15 protein-coding genes are annotated in these 16868 nt (G+C 66.3%); 3 read left to right on the plus strand and 12 right to left on the minus strand.

Features of this window, described 5'->3' with window-relative positions; genetic code table 11:
• Positions 1–34 precede the first annotated feature (34 nt).
• Positions 35–721 (minus strand): MgtC/SapB family protein, encoded by a 687-nt coding sequence (locus U5A58_RS29450; RefSeq protein WP_321964043.1) that lies wholly within the window; start codon positions 719–721, stop codon positions 35–37.
• A gap of 139 nt (positions 722–860) precedes the next feature.
• Here U5A58_RS29450 and U5A58_RS29455 point away from each other — a divergent pair, with 139 nt between their 5' ends.
• Positions 861–1946 carry an AGE family epimerase/isomerase gene (locus U5A58_RS29455; RefSeq protein ID WP_321964044.1) on the plus strand — a complete coding sequence of 362 codons (1086 nt, stop codon included), beginning with the start codon at positions 861–863 and terminating at the stop codon, positions 1944–1946.
• Positions 1947–2037: 91 nt separating this feature from the next.
• Here the strand turns inward: U5A58_RS29455 and U5A58_RS29460 are convergent, their stop codons facing one another.
• Positions 2038–3597 (minus strand): methyl-accepting chemotaxis protein, encoded by a 1560-nt coding sequence (locus U5A58_RS29460; RefSeq protein WP_321933917.1) that lies wholly within the window; start codon positions 3595–3597, stop codon positions 2038–2040.
• Between the two features lie 279 nt (positions 3598–3876).
• On the opposite strand from U5A58_RS29460, the gene U5A58_RS29465 reads away from it, so the two are divergent.
• Positions 3877–4311 (plus strand): PaaI family thioesterase, encoded by a 435-nt coding sequence (locus U5A58_RS29465; protein WP_321964046.1) that lies wholly within the window; start codon positions 3877–3879, stop codon positions 4309–4311.
• A 102-nt stretch (positions 4312–4413) separates the two neighbouring features.
• On the opposite strand, the gene U5A58_RS29470 is transcribed toward U5A58_RS29465, so the two are convergent.
• From U5A58_RS29470 to U5A58_RS29510, 9 genes are all read right to left on the minus strand, one after another.
• Positions 4414–5262 (minus strand): ureidoglycolate lyase, encoded by an 849-nt coding sequence (locus tag U5A58_RS29470; RefSeq protein WP_321914353.1) that lies wholly within the window; start codon positions 5260–5262, stop codon positions 4414–4416.
• Positions 5263–5330: 68 nt separating this feature from the next.
• On the minus strand, positions 5331–6074 hold the full coding sequence (locus U5A58_RS29475) for an SDR family oxidoreductase (protein WP_321914354.1): 744 nt from the start codon (positions 6072–6074) through the stop codon (positions 5331–5333).
• A gap of 157 nt (positions 6075–6231) precedes the next feature.
• Positions 6232–7119: an amidohydrolase family protein gene (locus U5A58_RS29480; protein ID WP_321964047.1), complete on the minus strand. Its 888-nt coding sequence runs from the start codon at positions 7117–7119 to the stop codon at positions 6232–6234.
• Between the two features lie 3 nt (positions 7120–7122).
• Positions 7123–8160, minus strand: coding sequence for an aldo/keto reductase (locus tag U5A58_RS29485; RefSeq protein ID WP_321964049.1), 1038 nt, complete (start codon positions 8158–8160; stop codon positions 7123–7125).
• Positions 8161–8217: 57 nt separating this feature from the next.
• The gene (locus tag U5A58_RS29490; protein WP_321964050.1) at positions 8218–9522 is read right to left on the minus strand and encodes a UxaA family hydrolase; all 1305 of its coding nucleotides are present in this window, start codon (positions 9520–9522) and stop codon (positions 8218–8220) included.
• Between the two features lie 39 nt (positions 9523–9561).
• A complete protein-coding gene (locus U5A58_RS29495; protein WP_321964051.1) occupies positions 9562–9894 on the minus strand; it encodes a UxaA family hydrolase in 333 nt (110 codons plus the stop codon).
• Between the two features lie 15 nt (positions 9895–9909).
• Positions 9910–10950: an ABC transporter permease gene (locus U5A58_RS29500; protein ID WP_321964052.1), complete on the minus strand. Its 1041-nt coding sequence runs from the start codon at positions 10948–10950 to the stop codon at positions 9910–9912.
• Entirely contained in the window at positions 10940–12538 is a 1599-nt protein-coding gene (locus tag U5A58_RS29505; RefSeq protein ID WP_321964053.1) for a sugar ABC transporter ATP-binding protein, read from the minus strand. Before U5A58_RS29505 ends, U5A58_RS29500 begins: the two co-directional genes overlap by 11 nt.
• Positions 12535–13617 (minus strand): sugar ABC transporter substrate-binding protein, encoded by a 1083-nt coding sequence (locus U5A58_RS29510; protein WP_321964054.1) that lies wholly within the window; start codon positions 13615–13617, stop codon positions 12535–12537. The genes U5A58_RS29505 and U5A58_RS29510 overlap by 4 nt, the downstream gene beginning before the upstream one ends.
• Before the next feature lie 250 nt (positions 13618–13867).
• Between U5A58_RS29510 and U5A58_RS29515 the strand changes: the two genes are divergently transcribed.
• Positions 13868–14701 carry an IclR family transcriptional regulator gene (locus U5A58_RS29515; protein ID WP_321964055.1) on the plus strand — a complete coding sequence of 278 codons (834 nt, stop codon included), beginning with the start codon at positions 13868–13870 and terminating at the stop codon, positions 14699–14701.
• Between the two features lie 56 nt (positions 14702–14757).
• Here U5A58_RS29515 and U5A58_RS29520 read toward each other — a convergent pair whose 3' ends face one another.
• Complete coding sequence (locus U5A58_RS29520; RefSeq protein WP_321964056.1) at positions 14758–16749, minus strand: tetratricopeptide repeat protein; 1992 nt, start codon at positions 16747–16749, stop codon at positions 14758–14760.
• Between the last annotated feature and the right edge of the window lie 119 nt (positions 16750–16868).

Below are 16868 nucleotides of genomic sequence, written 5' to 3' on the forward strand. Positions count from 1 at the left end.
ACCCACCAGGCATCGACGGGACAACCCACGCAGGTCAACTCTGCACGCCGTCCTCGCGAAACTCCTTCACGTCGGGCAAGCGCCGCAGCGTCGCGCAAATCGCCTCGTACTCCATCGACGACACGCGGGCGAGCGTGATCATCACTTCGTCCAGCTCGGGCGAGTCGTCGCTCTGCTGCACGACGAACTGCTTCACGCGCGGGCTCGACGTGCCGAGCGCGTCGTGCAGCGAGTGAAACGTGAGGGCGCCGCGGCTCACGAGCAGCGTGAGCTGGCGGCGCTGCCGGAACGTGATGAAGCGCCGCTCGAGCGGCTTGATGCCCGCGAGGATGATGAGAATGATGATGGTCGCCGCAATCGCGCCTGTATAGAGCCCGCCGCCCACCGCGAGCCCCACGGCCGCGACCGACCAGAGGCTCGCCGCCGTCGTGAGGCCGCGCACGATCTCGCCGCGCAACAGGATCGAGCCTGCGCCGAGAAAGCCGATGCCCGAGACGACCTGCGCCGCCATCCGGGAAGGATCGAGCACGACGTGGTCTTCCTTGAGCACATCGGCGAAACCGTAGGCCGAGACGAGCATGATGAGCGCCGAACCCACGCACACGAGCATATGGGTGCGCAGGCCCGCCGCCCACGAAAGCCGCTCGCGCTCGAAGCCGATCACGCTGCCGAGCAGAGCGGCCAGCACCAGCCGCGAAATGAGTTCCCAGTTTCCGATCATTGTTATCACCCTCCTGGTCTTGTTGTCGTGGGCGCGGTCGCCCCGCGGCAGGCGGGAATCTCTCCCGCGCAATATGCGAATGCGTACAATCGCCGGCATTGCTCATTTGAAGTGACGCGGTCCGCCGCACCTTTTCGCCATGAACACACCTACGAGCGCAGCCAGCCTGCGCGAGCATTTCGACCGCATCGTCCTGCCGATGTGGCGCGGCCCTGGCTTCAACGCCGACCTGCGCCTGCCCTACGAGGCGCTCGATGCGGCCGGCGCGAAGCCCCTGCCCGTCACGCGCTACCGCGCGATGGCGTGCGCCCGCCAGCTGTTCGTCTTCTCGCAGGCCGGCGACGCCGCGCACGCGCAAACGCTCTTCGAAACGCTGCGCCACACTTTTCAGGACCCGAAACACGGCGGATGGTTCTATAGCGTCGACGCCGCCGGCGCGCCGCTCGACACCACCAAGGACCTCTACACGCACGCCTTCGTGGTGTTCGCAACCGCGGCCTACGGCCAGCGCTTCGGCGTGAACGAAGCGCTCGACGTCGCGCGCGAAACGTCCTCGCTGATCGTCGATCGCTTCGCCGCCCACGACGGGCTGCTGAACGCGGCGCTCGACGCTTCCTTTGCGAGCGTGACCGGCGCTCCGCTGCAGAATCCGCTCATGCACCTTACCGAAGCCTGGCTCGTCGCGAGCGAGGCGACCGGCGACAGCGCCTTCGACACCGCCATCACGAAGCTCGTCGAAGCGCTCGCGCGCGGTTTCCTGCACGAGCCGACGGGCTGCATCGCCGAATTGCCGCTCGGCGCGGCGGACAACCGTCTCGAGCCCGGACATCAGTTCGAATGGTTCTGGCTGGCAACGCGTGCGGGCGCGCGCCTGGGTGCGTCGGGTCTGGATGAAGCGCTCGCGCGCGCCTTCGCCTTTGCGCAGAAGCACGGCGTGGACCCGGAAACGGGAGCCGTGGCGGCCGCGCTCGACGAGCACGGCCGTGTAATCGATGCCACGCAGCGGATCTGGGCGCAAACGGAATACTTGCGCGCGCTCGCCACACACGGCGACGCCGAGGTGCGCGCCGCGCTCGCGCCGCAAGTCGCGCGCTTCGCACCGCGCTTTCTCACGCCGCAGGGCTGGGTGGAATGCCGCAGCGCAAACGGCGACGTGGCGCGCGCGGACATGCCGTCCACGACGCCGTATCACCTTTTGACCGCTTATCAGGGCATGGGCATCTGAGACGCCCGATACGTCACAGCGCGAAACACCAAGGCGGGCGGGCGCAGGCCCGCCGCCGAGGCGCTCGAGCGGCTAAAGCGGCTCAGGCGGCTCAGGCCGCCAGCACGGCCGGCGAAATCTCGAACGCCGCCACGGCCTCGGAAAGCTGGCGCGTCTGCTGATGCAGCGAAGCCGCGGCAGCCGCGGCCTCCTCCACGAGCGCCGCGTTCTGCTGGGTCATCTGGTCCATCTGCGAGACGGCCTGATTCACCTGATCGATGCCCGTGCTCTGCTCGAGCGACGAGGCGCTGATACCCGCCATCATCTGCGTGGCCCGCGAGATCGAGTTCGACACCTCGCGCATCGACTCGCCCGCGCGCTCAACCAGCTCCGAGCCGCCGCGAATCTGCGAAACCGACTCGCTGATCAGCGTCTTGATCTCCTTGGCCGACTGCGCGCTGCGCTGCGCGAGCCCGCGCACCTCGCCCGCCACGACCGCGAAGCCGCGGCCCTGCTCGCCCGCGCGCGCCGCTTCCACCGCCGCGTTGAGCGCGAGAATGTTGGTCTGGAACGCGATGCCGTCGATCACGCCAATGATCTCCGCGATCTTGTCCGAGCTTTGCGCAATGCCGCGCATGCGCTCGACCACCTCGCCCACCACGGCGCCGCCGCGCGCGGTCGCGTCGAGCGCGGCCTCGGCCAGCGCGTTCGCCTCGCGCGCGTTCTCGGCCGTGTTGCGCACGGTGCCCGTCAATTCCTCCATGCTCGCCGCCGTTTCCTCCAGCGACGCCGCCTGCGATTCGGTGCGCGCCGAAAGATCGGCGTTGCCGGTGGCGATCTCGTCGGCGCCCACGTTGATGGAACCCGCCGTTTCCCGCACGGTGTGGACCGTGCGCGCGAGGCTTGCCTGCATCAGCGCAAGACCCTGGAACAGCCGGCCGATCTCGTTCTCGCCGCGCGCGGCGATGCGCTCGTCGAGGCGCCCGCGCGCGATACGGTCGAAATGGCGGCCCGCTTCCTCGAGCGGCTCCACCACGCCGCGCCGCAACGCGAAGTGCACGCCGCTCGCCAGTGCGACCAGCAGCAGCACGATGAAGATGCCCACGCCCTGGAAGAGCGCGAGGCGCGAGTCGATCGAGTCGAGCGATGCGCGGCTCGCCGCCGAGCTGAACTGCACAAAGGAGTGCAGCTCTGCGAGATAGGCATCCTGGTAAGACTGCGTAGGCTGGTCGAGGAAGGCTTGCAGATTGTTGCCGTTGAGGTCATCGATCAGCTCGCCGAGCGCCTTGCGGTAGACCTGGAAGCGCTCGCCGAGCGCGGCGACGCGCGCGCGGTCGTCGTCGTTGATCGGCGGGACGGCCATGAGCGCTGCGAACGTGGTGTCGGCGGCGGCCAGTTGGTCGCGCGCGTGATTGACCATGTCGGTCGGCACTGTGCCGCCACGGACCATGCGCGTGCCCGCGCGCGAGAGATTGATACGGGCGTCCATCAACTGCTGGGTGATGACGTTGGCGGCGCTTGCCTGCCGCAACGCCACTTTCGAGAGGTCGGCCACGTCGTCGTGCGTGCGCGTGAGCGACCAGTAACCAAGTCCTGCCGTCACGAGCTGCAGTACACAGAACGCGACGAGGACACACAACAGGCCGGATGCGACCTTGATCTTGCTGAACATCGGGGACACCTGGGATGGCAGTGAATGAGTGAGGCGCGAGCATGTGATCGCCCGGGCCCGCACTGCGTTTACGGCCACGCAAAGGCCATTTTTGAGCCCTAAACCGTGAAAAAACGGCCCAAAATGCGCAACGAATCATTTCAGCAATGGTTGCACGATCATTCCCAGCATTTTTCGCAACAATAAAATGCCGCCTCGATTCGATTCACCTTGACTCGACGCCGATGCTTCCTAGAGTGGTTAGGAAACCACACGGGGATAGACCCAGGGAATGCCACGATGACAGATCTTGTGGATCGCGCACGCGGCGCTTTGCATGCCCAACCGTTCAGCGTGCTGCTCGGAACCGAACTGACGCACGTGGGAGCCGACGAGCTGACCCTGCGGCTGCCGGTGCGCGACGAGCTCAAGCAGCAACACGGCTTCGTGCATGGCGGGGTGATCAGCTATCTCGCCGACAACGCGCTGACCTTCGCCGGAGCGCTGGCGCTCGGGCCGCGGGTGGTGACGGGGGAATACAAGATCAACTATCTGCGCCCGGCACTCAAGGGCACGCTGATGGCGCGCGCGCGCGTGGTGCACGCGGGGCGATACCAGGCCACCTGCCAGTGCAGCATCTACGTGATGGAAAACGGCGACGAAAAGCTCGTGGCGCTCGCGCAGGGGACGGTGAACCGGCTGCCGGAAGGCAATGGCTCGGAAGAGAAAAGTTAGACGAACCAGGGCCTGCGCCGCAAAACGAAGCGCGCGAGGGGAAGCGGGTCTGCCCCGCCTCCCCTCGCGCGCTTTTTCGTGCTTCAGCCGCGCTTACGGCGCTTACTCAGCCGCGCGCGTTTTCTGCTGCTGTTCGCCGAGGCCCTCGATGCCCAGACGCACGGTCTGCCCCGCCTTCAGGAACACGGGGTTCGGCTTCACGCCCATGCCCACGCCCGGCGGCGTGCCGGTGGAGATCACGTCGCCCGGCTGCAGGCTCATGCACTCCGAGAGGTACGAAACGAGCTTCGCGACCGAGAAGATCATCGTGCGCGTGCTGCCGTTCTGGTAGCGATGGCCGTCCACCTCGAGCCACATCGAGAGATTCTGCGGATCGGCCACTTCGTCGCGCGTAACGAGCCACGGGCCGGTCGGGCCGAAGGTGTCGAAGCCCTTGCCCTTGTCCCACTGGCCGCCGCGCTCGATCTGCCATTCGCGCTCGGACACGTCGTTGATCACGCAGTAGCCCGCCACGTAGTTGAGCGCATCGGCCTCGCTCACGTTCTTCGCGTGCTTGCCGATCACCACGCCCAGTTCCACTTCCCAGTCGGTCTTCTTCGAGCCGCGCGGGATCTCGATGTCGTCGTTCGGGCCGACGATAGCGCTCGTCCACTTGTTGAAGACGACCGGCTCGCTCGGCACCGGCATGCCCGATTCGGCCGCGTGGTCGGCATAGTTCAGGCCGATGCACACCATCTTGCCGATATGGCCCACGCAGGGCCCGATGCGCGGATTGCCTTCGACGAGCGGCAGCGTTTCCGGGTCGATCGTGCGCAGTTGCGCGAGGCCGGCGTCGGAGAGCACATCGCCCGCAATGTCGGCCACGTTGCCCGAGAGCGCGCGAATGCGGCCTTCGGCGTCGAGCAGGCCCGGTTTTTCGTGGCCCTTCGGGCCATAGCGAAGCAGTTTCATCGTCTGTGTTCCTCGTGTGTCTGTGCGTTGCTGTCGGTCAGCATCGCCTGGGAGAATTTTGGAGCTAACTAGTTAGACCATCCGCCATCGATCACATGCGCCTGACCGGTCGTGAACCCCGATTCGTCGGAGGCGAGGTAGAGTGCGAGCGCTGCGATTTCCTCGGGCTTGCCCACGCGCCCCATCGGCTGGCGCGAGACGAACGCGGCGCGCGCGGCTTCGACGCTCGTGCCCTGCGCCGCCGCTTGCGTGGCGATGCGCTCCTCGAGCGACGGCGACGACACCGTGCCCGGGCAGATCGCGTTGCAGCGGATGCCGCGCGTCACGAAGTCCGCGGCCACGGCCTTCGTCAACCCTATCACGGCAGCCTTCGAGGCGCCGTACACAAAGCGGTTGGGCACACCCTTCACGCTCGACGCCGCCGACGACATGTTAATAATCGATCCTGCGCCCTTCGCCAGCATGCCCGGCAGGAACGCGCGGATGGTCCGGTACATCGCCTTCGCGTTCAGATCGAACGCGAAGTCCCAATCTTCTTCGCTTGCTTCCAGTATCGAGCCCGCGTGCACGAAACCCGCGCAGTTGAACAGCACATCGATCGCGCCCAGTTCCTGCGCGAGCGCCGTGATGGCTGCGCCGTCGAGCACGTCGAGCTTGCGAGCCTCGACCGGTAGCGCTGAAAGCGCGTCGATGCGCAGGTCCGTGGCGATCACGCGCGCGCCTTCGCGTGCGAACAATTCGGCGGCCGCGTAGCCGATGCCCTGGCCCGCTGCGGTGATCAAGGCCGTCTTGCCGGCCAGTCTTTGTACCATCTGCCACTCCGGTTGGATGCGCGGCACGGCGATACCCGACAGTGCAGGAAGCGCCCCATGCCGCGATCGAGCGATGAAATCGCGGAAAGAAGTCGGGATGACGCAAACGGCCATTATGGCGACGCAGGCGCGCCTCGTGGCGTTCGGCGGACGTTGTCTAACCGGCTGGACCGGCCTCAAGGTTGGTCGTAAGGTCGGTCTTCAGCCGATAGAAAGCCGCGGCGTTGCTGCCAAACACGGCGGCGCGCTCGTCCGCCGAAAACGTTTTAGTGAGCTGTTGCGCGCAGGCGTGCCAGCGTTCGTAGTCGCCATTGAGGTTCAGCACCGGCCAGTCGCTGCCCCACATGAGGCGTTGCGGACCGAACGACGCGAACAGATGCGCGACCCAGGGCGCCAACGTGGCGTTGTCCCAGCCTGGCGCGGCTTCGGTCGCGAGCCCCGAGAGCTTGCAATGCACTTGCGGGAACTGCGCGAAGCGCGTGATGGCCTGCGACCACGCTGCGAAGCCGCTGGCGGCGCCAGCCGCGATGGGCGGTTTCGCGCCGTGATCGATCACCACCCGCAAATCCGGATGCCGCGCGAGGAACGTGGCGAGCGCTTGCGCGTGGCGCGTGAAGACGAGCGCGTCGAAGGCGAGATCGTGCGCGATGAGCGCTTCTACGCCGCGCGCGGTATCGGCGGTTGCGATCCAGTCGTCGTCGGGCAAGTCCTGGAGCATCGGCCGCACGCCGCACAGTTTCGGCTCACGCGCAAGCTCGGCGATCAGCGTGCCTACGTGCGGGTCGTCGAGCGGCACCCAGCCCACCACGCCCGCAATCGAGGGCTCGTTGCGCGCGAGATCGAGCAGCCAGCGCGTTTCCTCGACGGTGGGCGCGGCCTGCACGACCACCGTGCGCGACACGCCGCACGACGCGCGCAGCGGCGCGAGATCGGCGGGGCCGAACGCGCGATAGAGCGTGGTCATCGACGGCGTGAGCCAGCCGTAATCGCCGCGCGCGGGGTCCCAATAGTGCTGATGGGCGTCGATCCGTTCGATCGTAGCCATGGCTCAAGCCTGCGGAAGCGGTGCGCGAGGATCGAGAAGACCCTTGTCGCGCAGCGCGAGCCACAACTCGCGGGGCAAATTCGTTTCGAACGAGGCCACGTTCTCGCGCACTTCCTGGGGGCTGCGCGCGCCGTTGAGCACGGTCGCCACGGCCGGATGCGCATAGGGAAACTGCAGCGCCGCGGCCGCGAGTGGCGCGTCGTAGGTCCGGCAAATCGTTTCGAGCCGCGCCACGCGTTCGACCACTTCCTTCGGCGCATCGGCGTAGTTGAACTTGAGTTCGCCAAGCAGACCATGCGCGAGAATGCCCGAATTGAACGCACCGCCCAGCAGAATGCTCACGCCCTTCTTCTCGCACTCCGGCAGCAGATCGTCGAGCGGCGCCTGTTCGAGCAGCGTATAGCGGCCCGCGAGCAGCGCGCAGTCGATATCGAATTCCTGCATGGCCTCGAGTATCACTTCGCGTTCGTTCACGCCAAAGCCGATCGCCTTGATCGCACCCGCCTTGCGCAGTTCGTCGAGTGCCTTGAAGCCGCTGTCGCTCAGTTGCCGCCAGTAGTGCTCATTGCGCTCGCCGTGCGTAAAGCGGCCGATATCGTGCACGAGCAGGATGTCGATCTCAGGAATGCCCAGCCGCTGCTGGCTGTCCTCGAACGATCGCAGAATGCCGTCGCGCGTGTAGTCGAAGATCGCCTCGAAGGGCAGCGGGTCTTGCCAGCCCTCGCTGCCGTCGTACGGATGCGTGCGCGGCACGAAGTGGCGGCCCACTTTCGTGGAAATCACGTACTCGTTGCGCGAATAGCGCCGCAATGCCGCGCCCAGCCGGTGTTCGGCCTTGGTGTGGCCATAGTGCGGCGCGGTGTCGAAAAAGCGGATGCCGGCCTGCCACGCGGCGTCGACAGTGGCCTGCGCCTCTTCCTCGGTCAGGTCGCGATACAGGCCGCCGAGCGGCGCGGTGCCTAGACCCAGTGCGCTCACTTCGAGCGCCGTGCGTCCGATACGGCGCGTGTGCGCCACCTTGGGATGCTGTTCTTGCGCCATGGCTCGTCACCTCCGGGAGATGGTTGTATCCACAACGAAACGGTTTAAAAGCACGTTTTAGTTCACGGCTTCGACAATCGGCACGCGCGCACTGGCGGGCAGACATGCGGGACCGACTGGCTCGAAGGTCTTGTACGTCAGGATAAATTCCTGGTGCCCGAGCCCTTCCGACTTCGAGCGCTCGCCGCCCGCTACCGCCAGCGTGCGCTCGAACACTTCGCGCCCCACTCCGTCGAGCGTTGCGCGGCCTTCCAGAATGCGGCCTGCATCCACGTCCATGTCGCCGGCGAGATTGCGGTAGGTTTGCGGGTTCGCGCACACCTTGATGACGGGCGCAAGCGCCGAACCCACCACCGACCCGCGCCCCGTCGTGAACAGGATCACATGCGCGCCGCACGCGATCAGCTCCGCGATCTCCGCATTGTCGCTGATATTCGGAAAGCCGAAGCGCGGCTCGCCGTCCGGTACCACGTCGAGCAGATAAAGCCCGCCCTCGGGCGGCACGTCGCCAGGCTTCACGATGCCGACGATCGGCGAGGCGCCGCTTTTCGCGTACGCGCCGAGCGACTTCTCTTCCTGCGTGGTGAGCCCGCCGTCCGCGTTGCCGACGGCGAACGAACCGTGGCCGAGAATCGAGTAATAGCGCGCCGCCTTGGCCACGCATGCCACAATTTCCGCGCCCAGTTCGGGCCTGGCCGCCCGGCTCTCCATGTGGTATTCGCAGCCCACCAGCTCGCCTGTTTCCTCGAAGATACAGGCCGCCCCCGCCGCGATCAGTTGATCGAAGGCGCGACCCACTGCCGGGTTCGCGGTGATACCGCTCGTGCCGTCCGAGCCGCCGCAGATCGTGCCGACCACGAGTTCGTCCAGACGCATCGGCACCTTCTTCTGCGCGGCGAGTTGCGCGCGTGCGCCGCGCACCCAGTCAAGGCCGTACTGGATCGTGCTGCGCGTGCCGCCCTTTTCCTGAATCGTCAGGACTTCTACGGGGCGGCCGCTCGCGCGAACCTGCTCCACGAGGTAGTGCTTGTTCATGCTCTCGCAGCCGAGCGACACGAACAGCACCGCACCCACGTTCGGATGCGTAGTGAGCTGCTTCATCATCTTCTCGGCGTAGCTGTTCGGGTAGCAGCCGGGAAAGCCGATGAGATGCACAGGCGGCTCATGTTGCCTGTCTGGATCGTCGAAAGCGTCGAATGGTTCGCGAAACTGCGCGACGATTTCGCGCGCCACATGGTGTGCGCATTCCACGAGATAGGCCACCGCAACCACGTTGCGAATGCCCTTGCGGCCGTCGTTGCGCAGCCAGCCTTCGAGCATGGGTTCGGCGGCTTGTGAAGGTGTGACGTTGCTATCGCTCATAACTTGAATCCTGCTCCGGGCGCATGCCGCATCATGGGGTCACGACTTGTGCGGCACGAACTCGTGCCCTGCGTCGTGCGTATAGGTCGGTAGATAATCGCTTTCCAGGTTATGCGTGTGCAGATGCTCGCCGCGCGCCACCGGCCCGTTCACGTGGCCGATGCGCGCGCCGTAGCGCAGCACCTTCTCGTCTTTCGCGAGCGCGTAGCGCGCCACCTTGTGACCGAGTTCGATCGTCCTCGCGAGCGTCACGCGCTCGCCTTCTATCTCAACGGTCTCGCCCTGCGTCAAGCGCGCCGCCGCAATCAGGCAGTTGTCCTCAGGGGCGAGCAGAATGAGGCGAGCGTCCGTTTGGGGTGCATTGCTGTTCACAGAGAGTCTCCGCCTTTAGTTCTGTGCCTCGCCGCCCGCAAGCCGCGCCACCATCAGCGAGCCGAGGATGATTGCCCCGTAAATCGCCTGAATCCAGAACGACGGGACCTGGGCGAGCGTGAGCAGGTTCTGCACCACGCCGAGCAGCAGCACGCCCGAGAGCGCGCCCAGCATCGTGCCCTTGCCGCCATCGAGCGAAATGCCGCCGATCACCGCCGCCGCGAACACCGTGAAAATCATGCCATTGCCCTGATTCGCATTGATCGCGCCCACGTAGCCGGTAACGATCAAGCCGCCAATCGCGGCAAGCACGCTGCCGAGCACGAACACGCCCCACGTGATGCGCTCCACGCGGATACCGGCGGCGCGCGCTGCATCAGGATTGCCGCCGATTGCATAGAGCGCGCGGCCCACGCGGTGATAGCGCAGCATGAACGCGGCGAGCGCGAACGCAGCGGCGGCGAGCCACACAGAAACCGGCAGGCCGAGCACGATGGTCGTGGCGAGCGCGAAGAACGACGAAGGCATGTCGAAGAGCGTGCCGCCTTTCGTTGCGCCCACAAGCATGCCGCGCAGCACGATCAGCATGGCGAGCGTCACGATGAACGCGTTCAGCCGCAGCCGCACCACGAGAAAGCCGTTGATGAAGCCGATCAGCGCGCCCACCAGCACGATGGCGGCAAGCCCGACGAACGCAGGCCACTGCGTGCCGAAGCCAGCTGACGCGGCCGGCATGACGAGCATCGCGCCAACGGCGGGTGCGATGCCCACGGTCGATTCGAGCGAGAGATCGAACTTGCCCGTGAGCACGATAAGCGATTCGGCGAGCACCACGAGCGCGAGCGCGGCGGACGCGCCGAGCACGCTGATGAGATTGGCGCGCGTGAGAAAGCTCGGGCTCACGAAGCCGCCGATCACGAGCAACAGCACGAGCGCAGGCAGCAGCGCGAAATCGCGCAGGCGCGCCAGTTCGATGCGCGGACGTGCACGGCGAGCGTTCGCGGCCGCATTGGACTGCGCCGTCGCGAACGCGGGCGTCGAAACACTATTCTTCATGGAGATCGACTCCTTCAATCGATGCAATCAGTTCGTGGTCCTGCCATCCGGCCGCCATCTCGGCGACCACTTCGCCGCGAAACATCACGAGCACGCGGTCGCAGGTGCGCAAGTCGTCGAGTTCGCTCGACACCACCAGCACGGCCTTGCCTTCGTCGCGCACGCGGTCCACGACCGAGAGCAGCGCTTCCTTCGATTTCACGTCCACACCCGCCGTGGGGTCGATCAGCACGAGAACATCAGGATGGCTTGCCAATGCGCGCGCCATCACCACCTTTTGCTGGTTGCCGCCCGAGAGACCTGAAACCACGTGGTCCGGACCTTGCGCGACAATGCCGAGCGACTCGATCATGCGCTTGCCAAAGGCATGCTTCTTCGCCGGCGGCGCGAAACCAAAGCGCCCCAGCAGCCCCGCAATCGTCATGGAAGCGTTCTCGGCCACCGACTGCGTGAGGACCAGGCCTTCGTGATGACGGTCCTTTGGCACGCAACCTATGCCGCTCGCAAGCGCAGCGGGCACGTCGCCGGGCGTGAGCGGCGCGCCTTTTACGCGGATCTCGCCCGAGCGCTGCGCCATGAGTCCCGCAATCGCCTCGCCCACGCTCGTGCGACCGCTGCTCGTCGCGCCCGTGAGTCCTACCACTTCGCCGCGCCTTAGCGTGAACGACACGTCGTGATAGTCGCGGCCCGTGAGGCCGCGTACTTCCAGCGCGAGCGGCGCGTTGGCGGGCAGCGCCGCACGCGCGGCCGCATCGGCGACGTTCAGCCCGCCGCGTTCGCCCGTCATGGCTTCAATGAGCTTCTCGCGCGGCAATTCGGCCACGCTCGCACTCACGATATGACGCGCGTCGCGCAACACCGTGACGGCCTGGCAAATCTCGTACACCTCCTGCAAATGGTGCGAGATGAACAGGAACGTCACGCCTTCGCGCTGCAATTCGTCGATCCGCCGGAAGAGGCGCTTGATTTCCTCGCCGTCGAGCTGCGCAGTCGGTTCGTCGAGGATGATGAAACGCGCGCCATACGAAAGCGCCCGCGCAATCTCTACGAGCTGGCGCGCTTCGACCGTGAGGTCGCCCGCGCGCGCGTCCTCGCGCACGTCGATGCGCCAGTGATCGAGCAGCGCTCGCGCGTCGCGGCGCATGGTCGGCCAGTCGATCACGCCGCGCCGCCGTGGCTGGCGATTAATGAAGAGATTCTCCGCGACTGTGAGATCGCGGATGATGGTCGAGTGCTGATACACGCAGGCCACGCGCTCGCGCCAGGCGTCGCGGTCGGCGAGCGCGGGCGCGCTCTCGCCGTTGAAACGCACCGTGCCTTCGTCAGGCTTGCGCAGTCCGGTGAGGATCGAAACGAGCGTGGACTTGCCCGCACCGTTGCGGCCCACCAGTGCATGCGATTCGCCCGCCACAACGCGCAGGCTCACGTCGGCGAGCGCCGCCGTGGAGCCATAACGCTTCGTCACGCCGCTCGCCTCGACCACAGGCGCGAGAGCCCGCGCAGCCGCCTCGCGGCTGCCCACGGATACCGCGCCGCCCCACGGCGGCACGCTATCCGCTACGGCCCGATCGCTGGTTCGATCGTTCATTTGACGGTGTTGCCCCACAGGTTCTTGTCGTCGACGTTCTGCTTCGTCACGAGCGGCGCCGGCAACTGGTCTTCGAGAATGCCGGACTGCAACTGGATGATGGTGCTGTCGTGATCGGTCTTGCCCGGCTTGAACGTCTTGCCCTCCAGCGCGGCCTTGATGTAGTAGAGACCGTACTTCGCGTAGAGGTCGGCGGGCTGCGAAACCGTTGCATCGATCTCACCCTTGCGGATTGCTTCGAACTCCTGCGGAATGCCGTCGTTGGAAACGATCACGATGTGCTTCGAATCGCCTGCGGGAAAGAGCAATTGCTTGCGGCGCAACGTTTGCAGCGTAGGCGAGAGATACACGCCGCCCGCCTGCAAATAGATGCCCTTCACGTCGGGATTCGCGGTGAGCAGGCTGTCCAGCGCGCTCGCCGCCACGTCGCCCTTCCAGGCCGCCGGGATTTCGAGCAGCGACAGATTCGGGTAGTGCTTCAGGCACGCGCGGAACGCTTCCGACCGGTCGCGCCCGTTCACCGAGGCGAGGTCGCCCATGATCTGCACGACCTTGCCCGACTTCACGTGTTCGCCAATGTATTTGCAGGCCTGCTCGCCGTACGCGCGATTGTCGGCGCGCACGACCATGGCAACGTTGCCTTGCGTGGGCGCGACGTCCACGGCCACGACTTTCACGTCTTTCTGGGCGGCATTGCCGAGCGCACGGCTAATCGCGGCCGAATCGATCGGCCCGACCACGATGCCCTTCGCGCCCAGATTGATCATGTTGTTCATGTCCGTGATCTGCTGGGCGGGATCGTTGTTCGAGTTCACGGGCGCGAGAACGTCGATGCCGTCCTGCTTCGCGTAAGCACCGAGGTAGTTGTTGTACGACTGCCAGAACGGCGAAGTCAGGAGCGGCAGACCGAGGCCGACCTTGCCGAGTTCGGCGGCGTTGGCCGCACTCGACGCGCCGAACGCCGCAGCGCAGGCCGCGGCGATGCAAAGCGATGTTGTGGCGGCGCGGGCGAAGGCGCCGCGCGCGTGGTGAATTGCGGTGGAGCGGCGGGCCTTCAAGAGCCCGGATGCGAACGCCATGTGTGTCTCCTTCTGGATCGATCGCGGCAACTGAGTGCCCGGCGCGACCGACTCTCGTTTGTTGAATGACATGTGTTCGCCGCGCCCACGTGGAATGCTCGAAGCGCCGGCGACCCGTTGCAACTGCCTCTTCCCTACCTGACGACGCTGGCGCTTATTCACCAGTGAACGTATTATTCATATACGCACATCACAAGGTCAAGCGATGTGCAGTGCAGCATGGGTCCGTGATTTCCCTGGGGACGATCAGATGGAAAAGAACGCGAAAAAAAGCCAGATGGACAACGTGCCCGAAGAAGCCGAAGGGAAAGACGACGCCGATCGCTATCGCGCGCCCGCGCTGGACAAAGGGCTCGACATCCTCGAACTGCTCGCGGAGCAACGAGCCGGCTTGACGCGCGCCGAGATCACGAAGGCGCTAGGCCGCAACGCGAGCGAGATCTACCGCATGCTCGAGCGGCTGGTGGCGCGCCAGTACGTGATCCGCTCGGAAGGCGGCGACCGCTATGCGCTGAGCCTGAAGCTCTTTGCGCTCGCGCACCGCCACCCGCCCATGGAGCGCCTGATTTCCGAAGCGCTGCCGCTCATGCAGCGCTTCGCCGACGAAGCCGAGCAGTCCTGCCACCTCACCGTGTACGACCGCGGCAACCTGCTGGTGATCGCACAGGTGGACGGGCCGGGCACGTGGGGCATTGCCGTGCGGCTGGGTTCGCGCGTGGGCCTCGTCGACACGAGTTCGGGCCGCACGCTGCTCGCGTGGCAAACACCGGAGCAGCGCGCGCACATGCTCGCGGAGCATACGAAGGTGAAGGGCGAGGTGGCGATCGATCACGCGGCGCTGGAAACCGCATGTGAGCAGGTGCGCGAGGTGGGCTTCTCGCGCAAGGACAGCCAGCAAATTTTCGGTGTGACGGACGTGACGTTTCCGGTGCTCGGACCTTCGGGTCAGGCGATCGCGGCGCTGACCTGCCCGTTCCTCAAGCGCATCGACGACTATGTCGCGCCCTCGCTCGACGAGGCCACGCAGATGCTGAGCGCAACCGTGCAAACCTTGTCGATGTTTCGCGAGGACGGCGCGGCGTAAGGTTCAGTGCTGCGTGTTGCCCACCGGGCGCGGGCTCATGCTGGCGCATGCCTCGTCTACTGCACGACCACGGGCGTACGACCGCCCGTTTCCTCCATTACGCCTTGCGCCTCGCGGTGCGCAATCGCCATGTAGAGACGCTCGAGATCGCGCGTGAATCGCGCCGTGTCGAACAACGGCGACGTGCTACGCGCGGCCGCGAGCTTTTCGCGCACCCTCGCGCGCCAGGCCGCGTCGGTGGCAAAGCCGAGCGCGATCTGGAAGTACGCGTCGAGATCGTGCGCGACGAGTTCGGAGAGGCCCACCGTGTGCAGCAGACTCATACCCACGCGGCCCGCGAACAACGTGCCCGGCGCCGTCACCATCGGCACGCCGGCCCAGAGCGCGTCGCTGCCCGTGGTATGCGAGCCCACTGGCAGCGTGTCGAGCGCGAGGTCCGCGAGTGACAGGCGCGCGAGGTGCGCTTGCTGCGACACGCGCGGCGCGAAGATCACGCGAGCGGGATCGACGCCTTGCGTTTCGTAGAAGCTGCGCAGGTTCGCTTTCGCGCGCACCGAGCCCGGGTCGAGCAGCCAGAGCACGCTGCCGGGCGTGGCCTTGAGCAGCCGCGCCCACAACGCCGACATCGGCGCGTTGAACTTGAAGGTCTGGTTGAAGCTGCAAAACACGAAACCCGTTTCGGGCAAGTCCGCTTGCACGCGCGAGGGCGGCGGCGCGCTCTCGCGGCGGTGATCGACAGGCTGGTAGCAATGTGGCATCAGCGCCAGCGTCTCGCTGTAGTGCGAGGCTGAGGCAGGCGGCGTGACGATGGCGTCGGAGATAAGGTAGTCGGCCAGCCGCGCGTGGCCGAGCGACCCGGGATAGCCCAGCCAGCTCACGATCACGGGCGCGGGCCGCAGCGCCGTGATGCCAAGCCGCGCGCCCGTTGTATAGCCTTTCAGGTCGACGAGCAGGTGAATGCCGTCGCGCGCGATCTGGGCGGCGCCCTGGGCGTCGGACAGCGCGCCGATGTCGTGCCACGTGCCCGGCACATGCGCGAAGCGCGCACGCGTGATGGCGTCGGGGTCGGGCCCGTACGAGTACAGATGAACGTCAAAGCGCGTGGCGTCGTGCAGTTCGAGCACGCCCGCCAGCAAGCGCAGCGTGGCGTGGTCGTAAAAGTCGGCCGAGAGATAGCCGATGCGCAACCGCTCGCCCGCTTTGCAGCGTGCAAGCGCGGCGGCGAGCCCCGCGCCGCGCGCCACGAGCGGCGCCGCGGCCAGTTCCCCGCGCCAGCGGCTCTGCGCGAAGCGCAACCCCGCTTCGCGATGCAACTGCGGCGTGAGCGCCGGAATGCCGAGCAGGCACCACGGCGTAAGGTTGTCCGCCGCGCCCGCCGACACCATGGCGAGCGCCGCCGCGTCGATCTCGGCGAGCTGCTGCCAGTGCGCCTCGCGGCGGCGCACGAATTGCGCGGCCTCCCAGCGCCCGCCCCGGCAATACGCTTCATCGGCTTCGTCGATGCGGTTCAGACGCTCCAGCAAACCGCCATAGCACTGCCAGAGATGCGGCGAGTTCGGCGCGAGCGTGAGCGCTTGCTTGAGGTTTGCCTCGGCGGCTTCGAGCTGGCCGGCGTCCTGCTGAAGCATCGCGAGATTGCTGTAGGCGAGCGCGTAGCTGGCGTCCGTCGCAATGGCCTCGCGGTAGCAGGCCTCGGCTTGCAACAGCGAGTTGCGCTTCTTGAGCAGATTGCCAAGGTTGCTGAACACGCGCGCCTCGCGCACGCCCGCGCCGATCGCGGCGCGATACGCTTCGATCGCCTCGCCGTCGCGGCCCTGCCATAACAGCGTCCATGCGAGATCGCGCCGGCACGACCCGCTATCGCGCTGGGCAAGCGACGCGCGCAGCCAGTGTTCGGCTGCCTCGAACTGCGATTGCCGCGCGAGCGTCACGCCGAGTTGATGGAGCGCTTCGGCATGATGCGGGTCCTGCGCGAGGATCTCGCGAAACAGCGCTTCGGCGAAGCTGTATTTTTCGTCGTTCAGGTGCCCGATGCCGCGTTGAAGCAAAGCCTCCGGACGCGAATCGGCTTGAGATGAGGGGCGCGATGAGTTCATCCGGCGATGATAGGGAGCGCCATCGCATGATGAAATCGGACACGTCCTACATGTGCGCCGCGCGAGCATGC

This window comes from Paraburkholderia sp. J7 (assembly GCF_905220155.1).
In the GTDB taxonomy this organism is placed as follows: domain Bacteria; phylum Pseudomonadota; class Gammaproteobacteria; order Burkholderiales; family Burkholderiaceae; genus Paraburkholderia.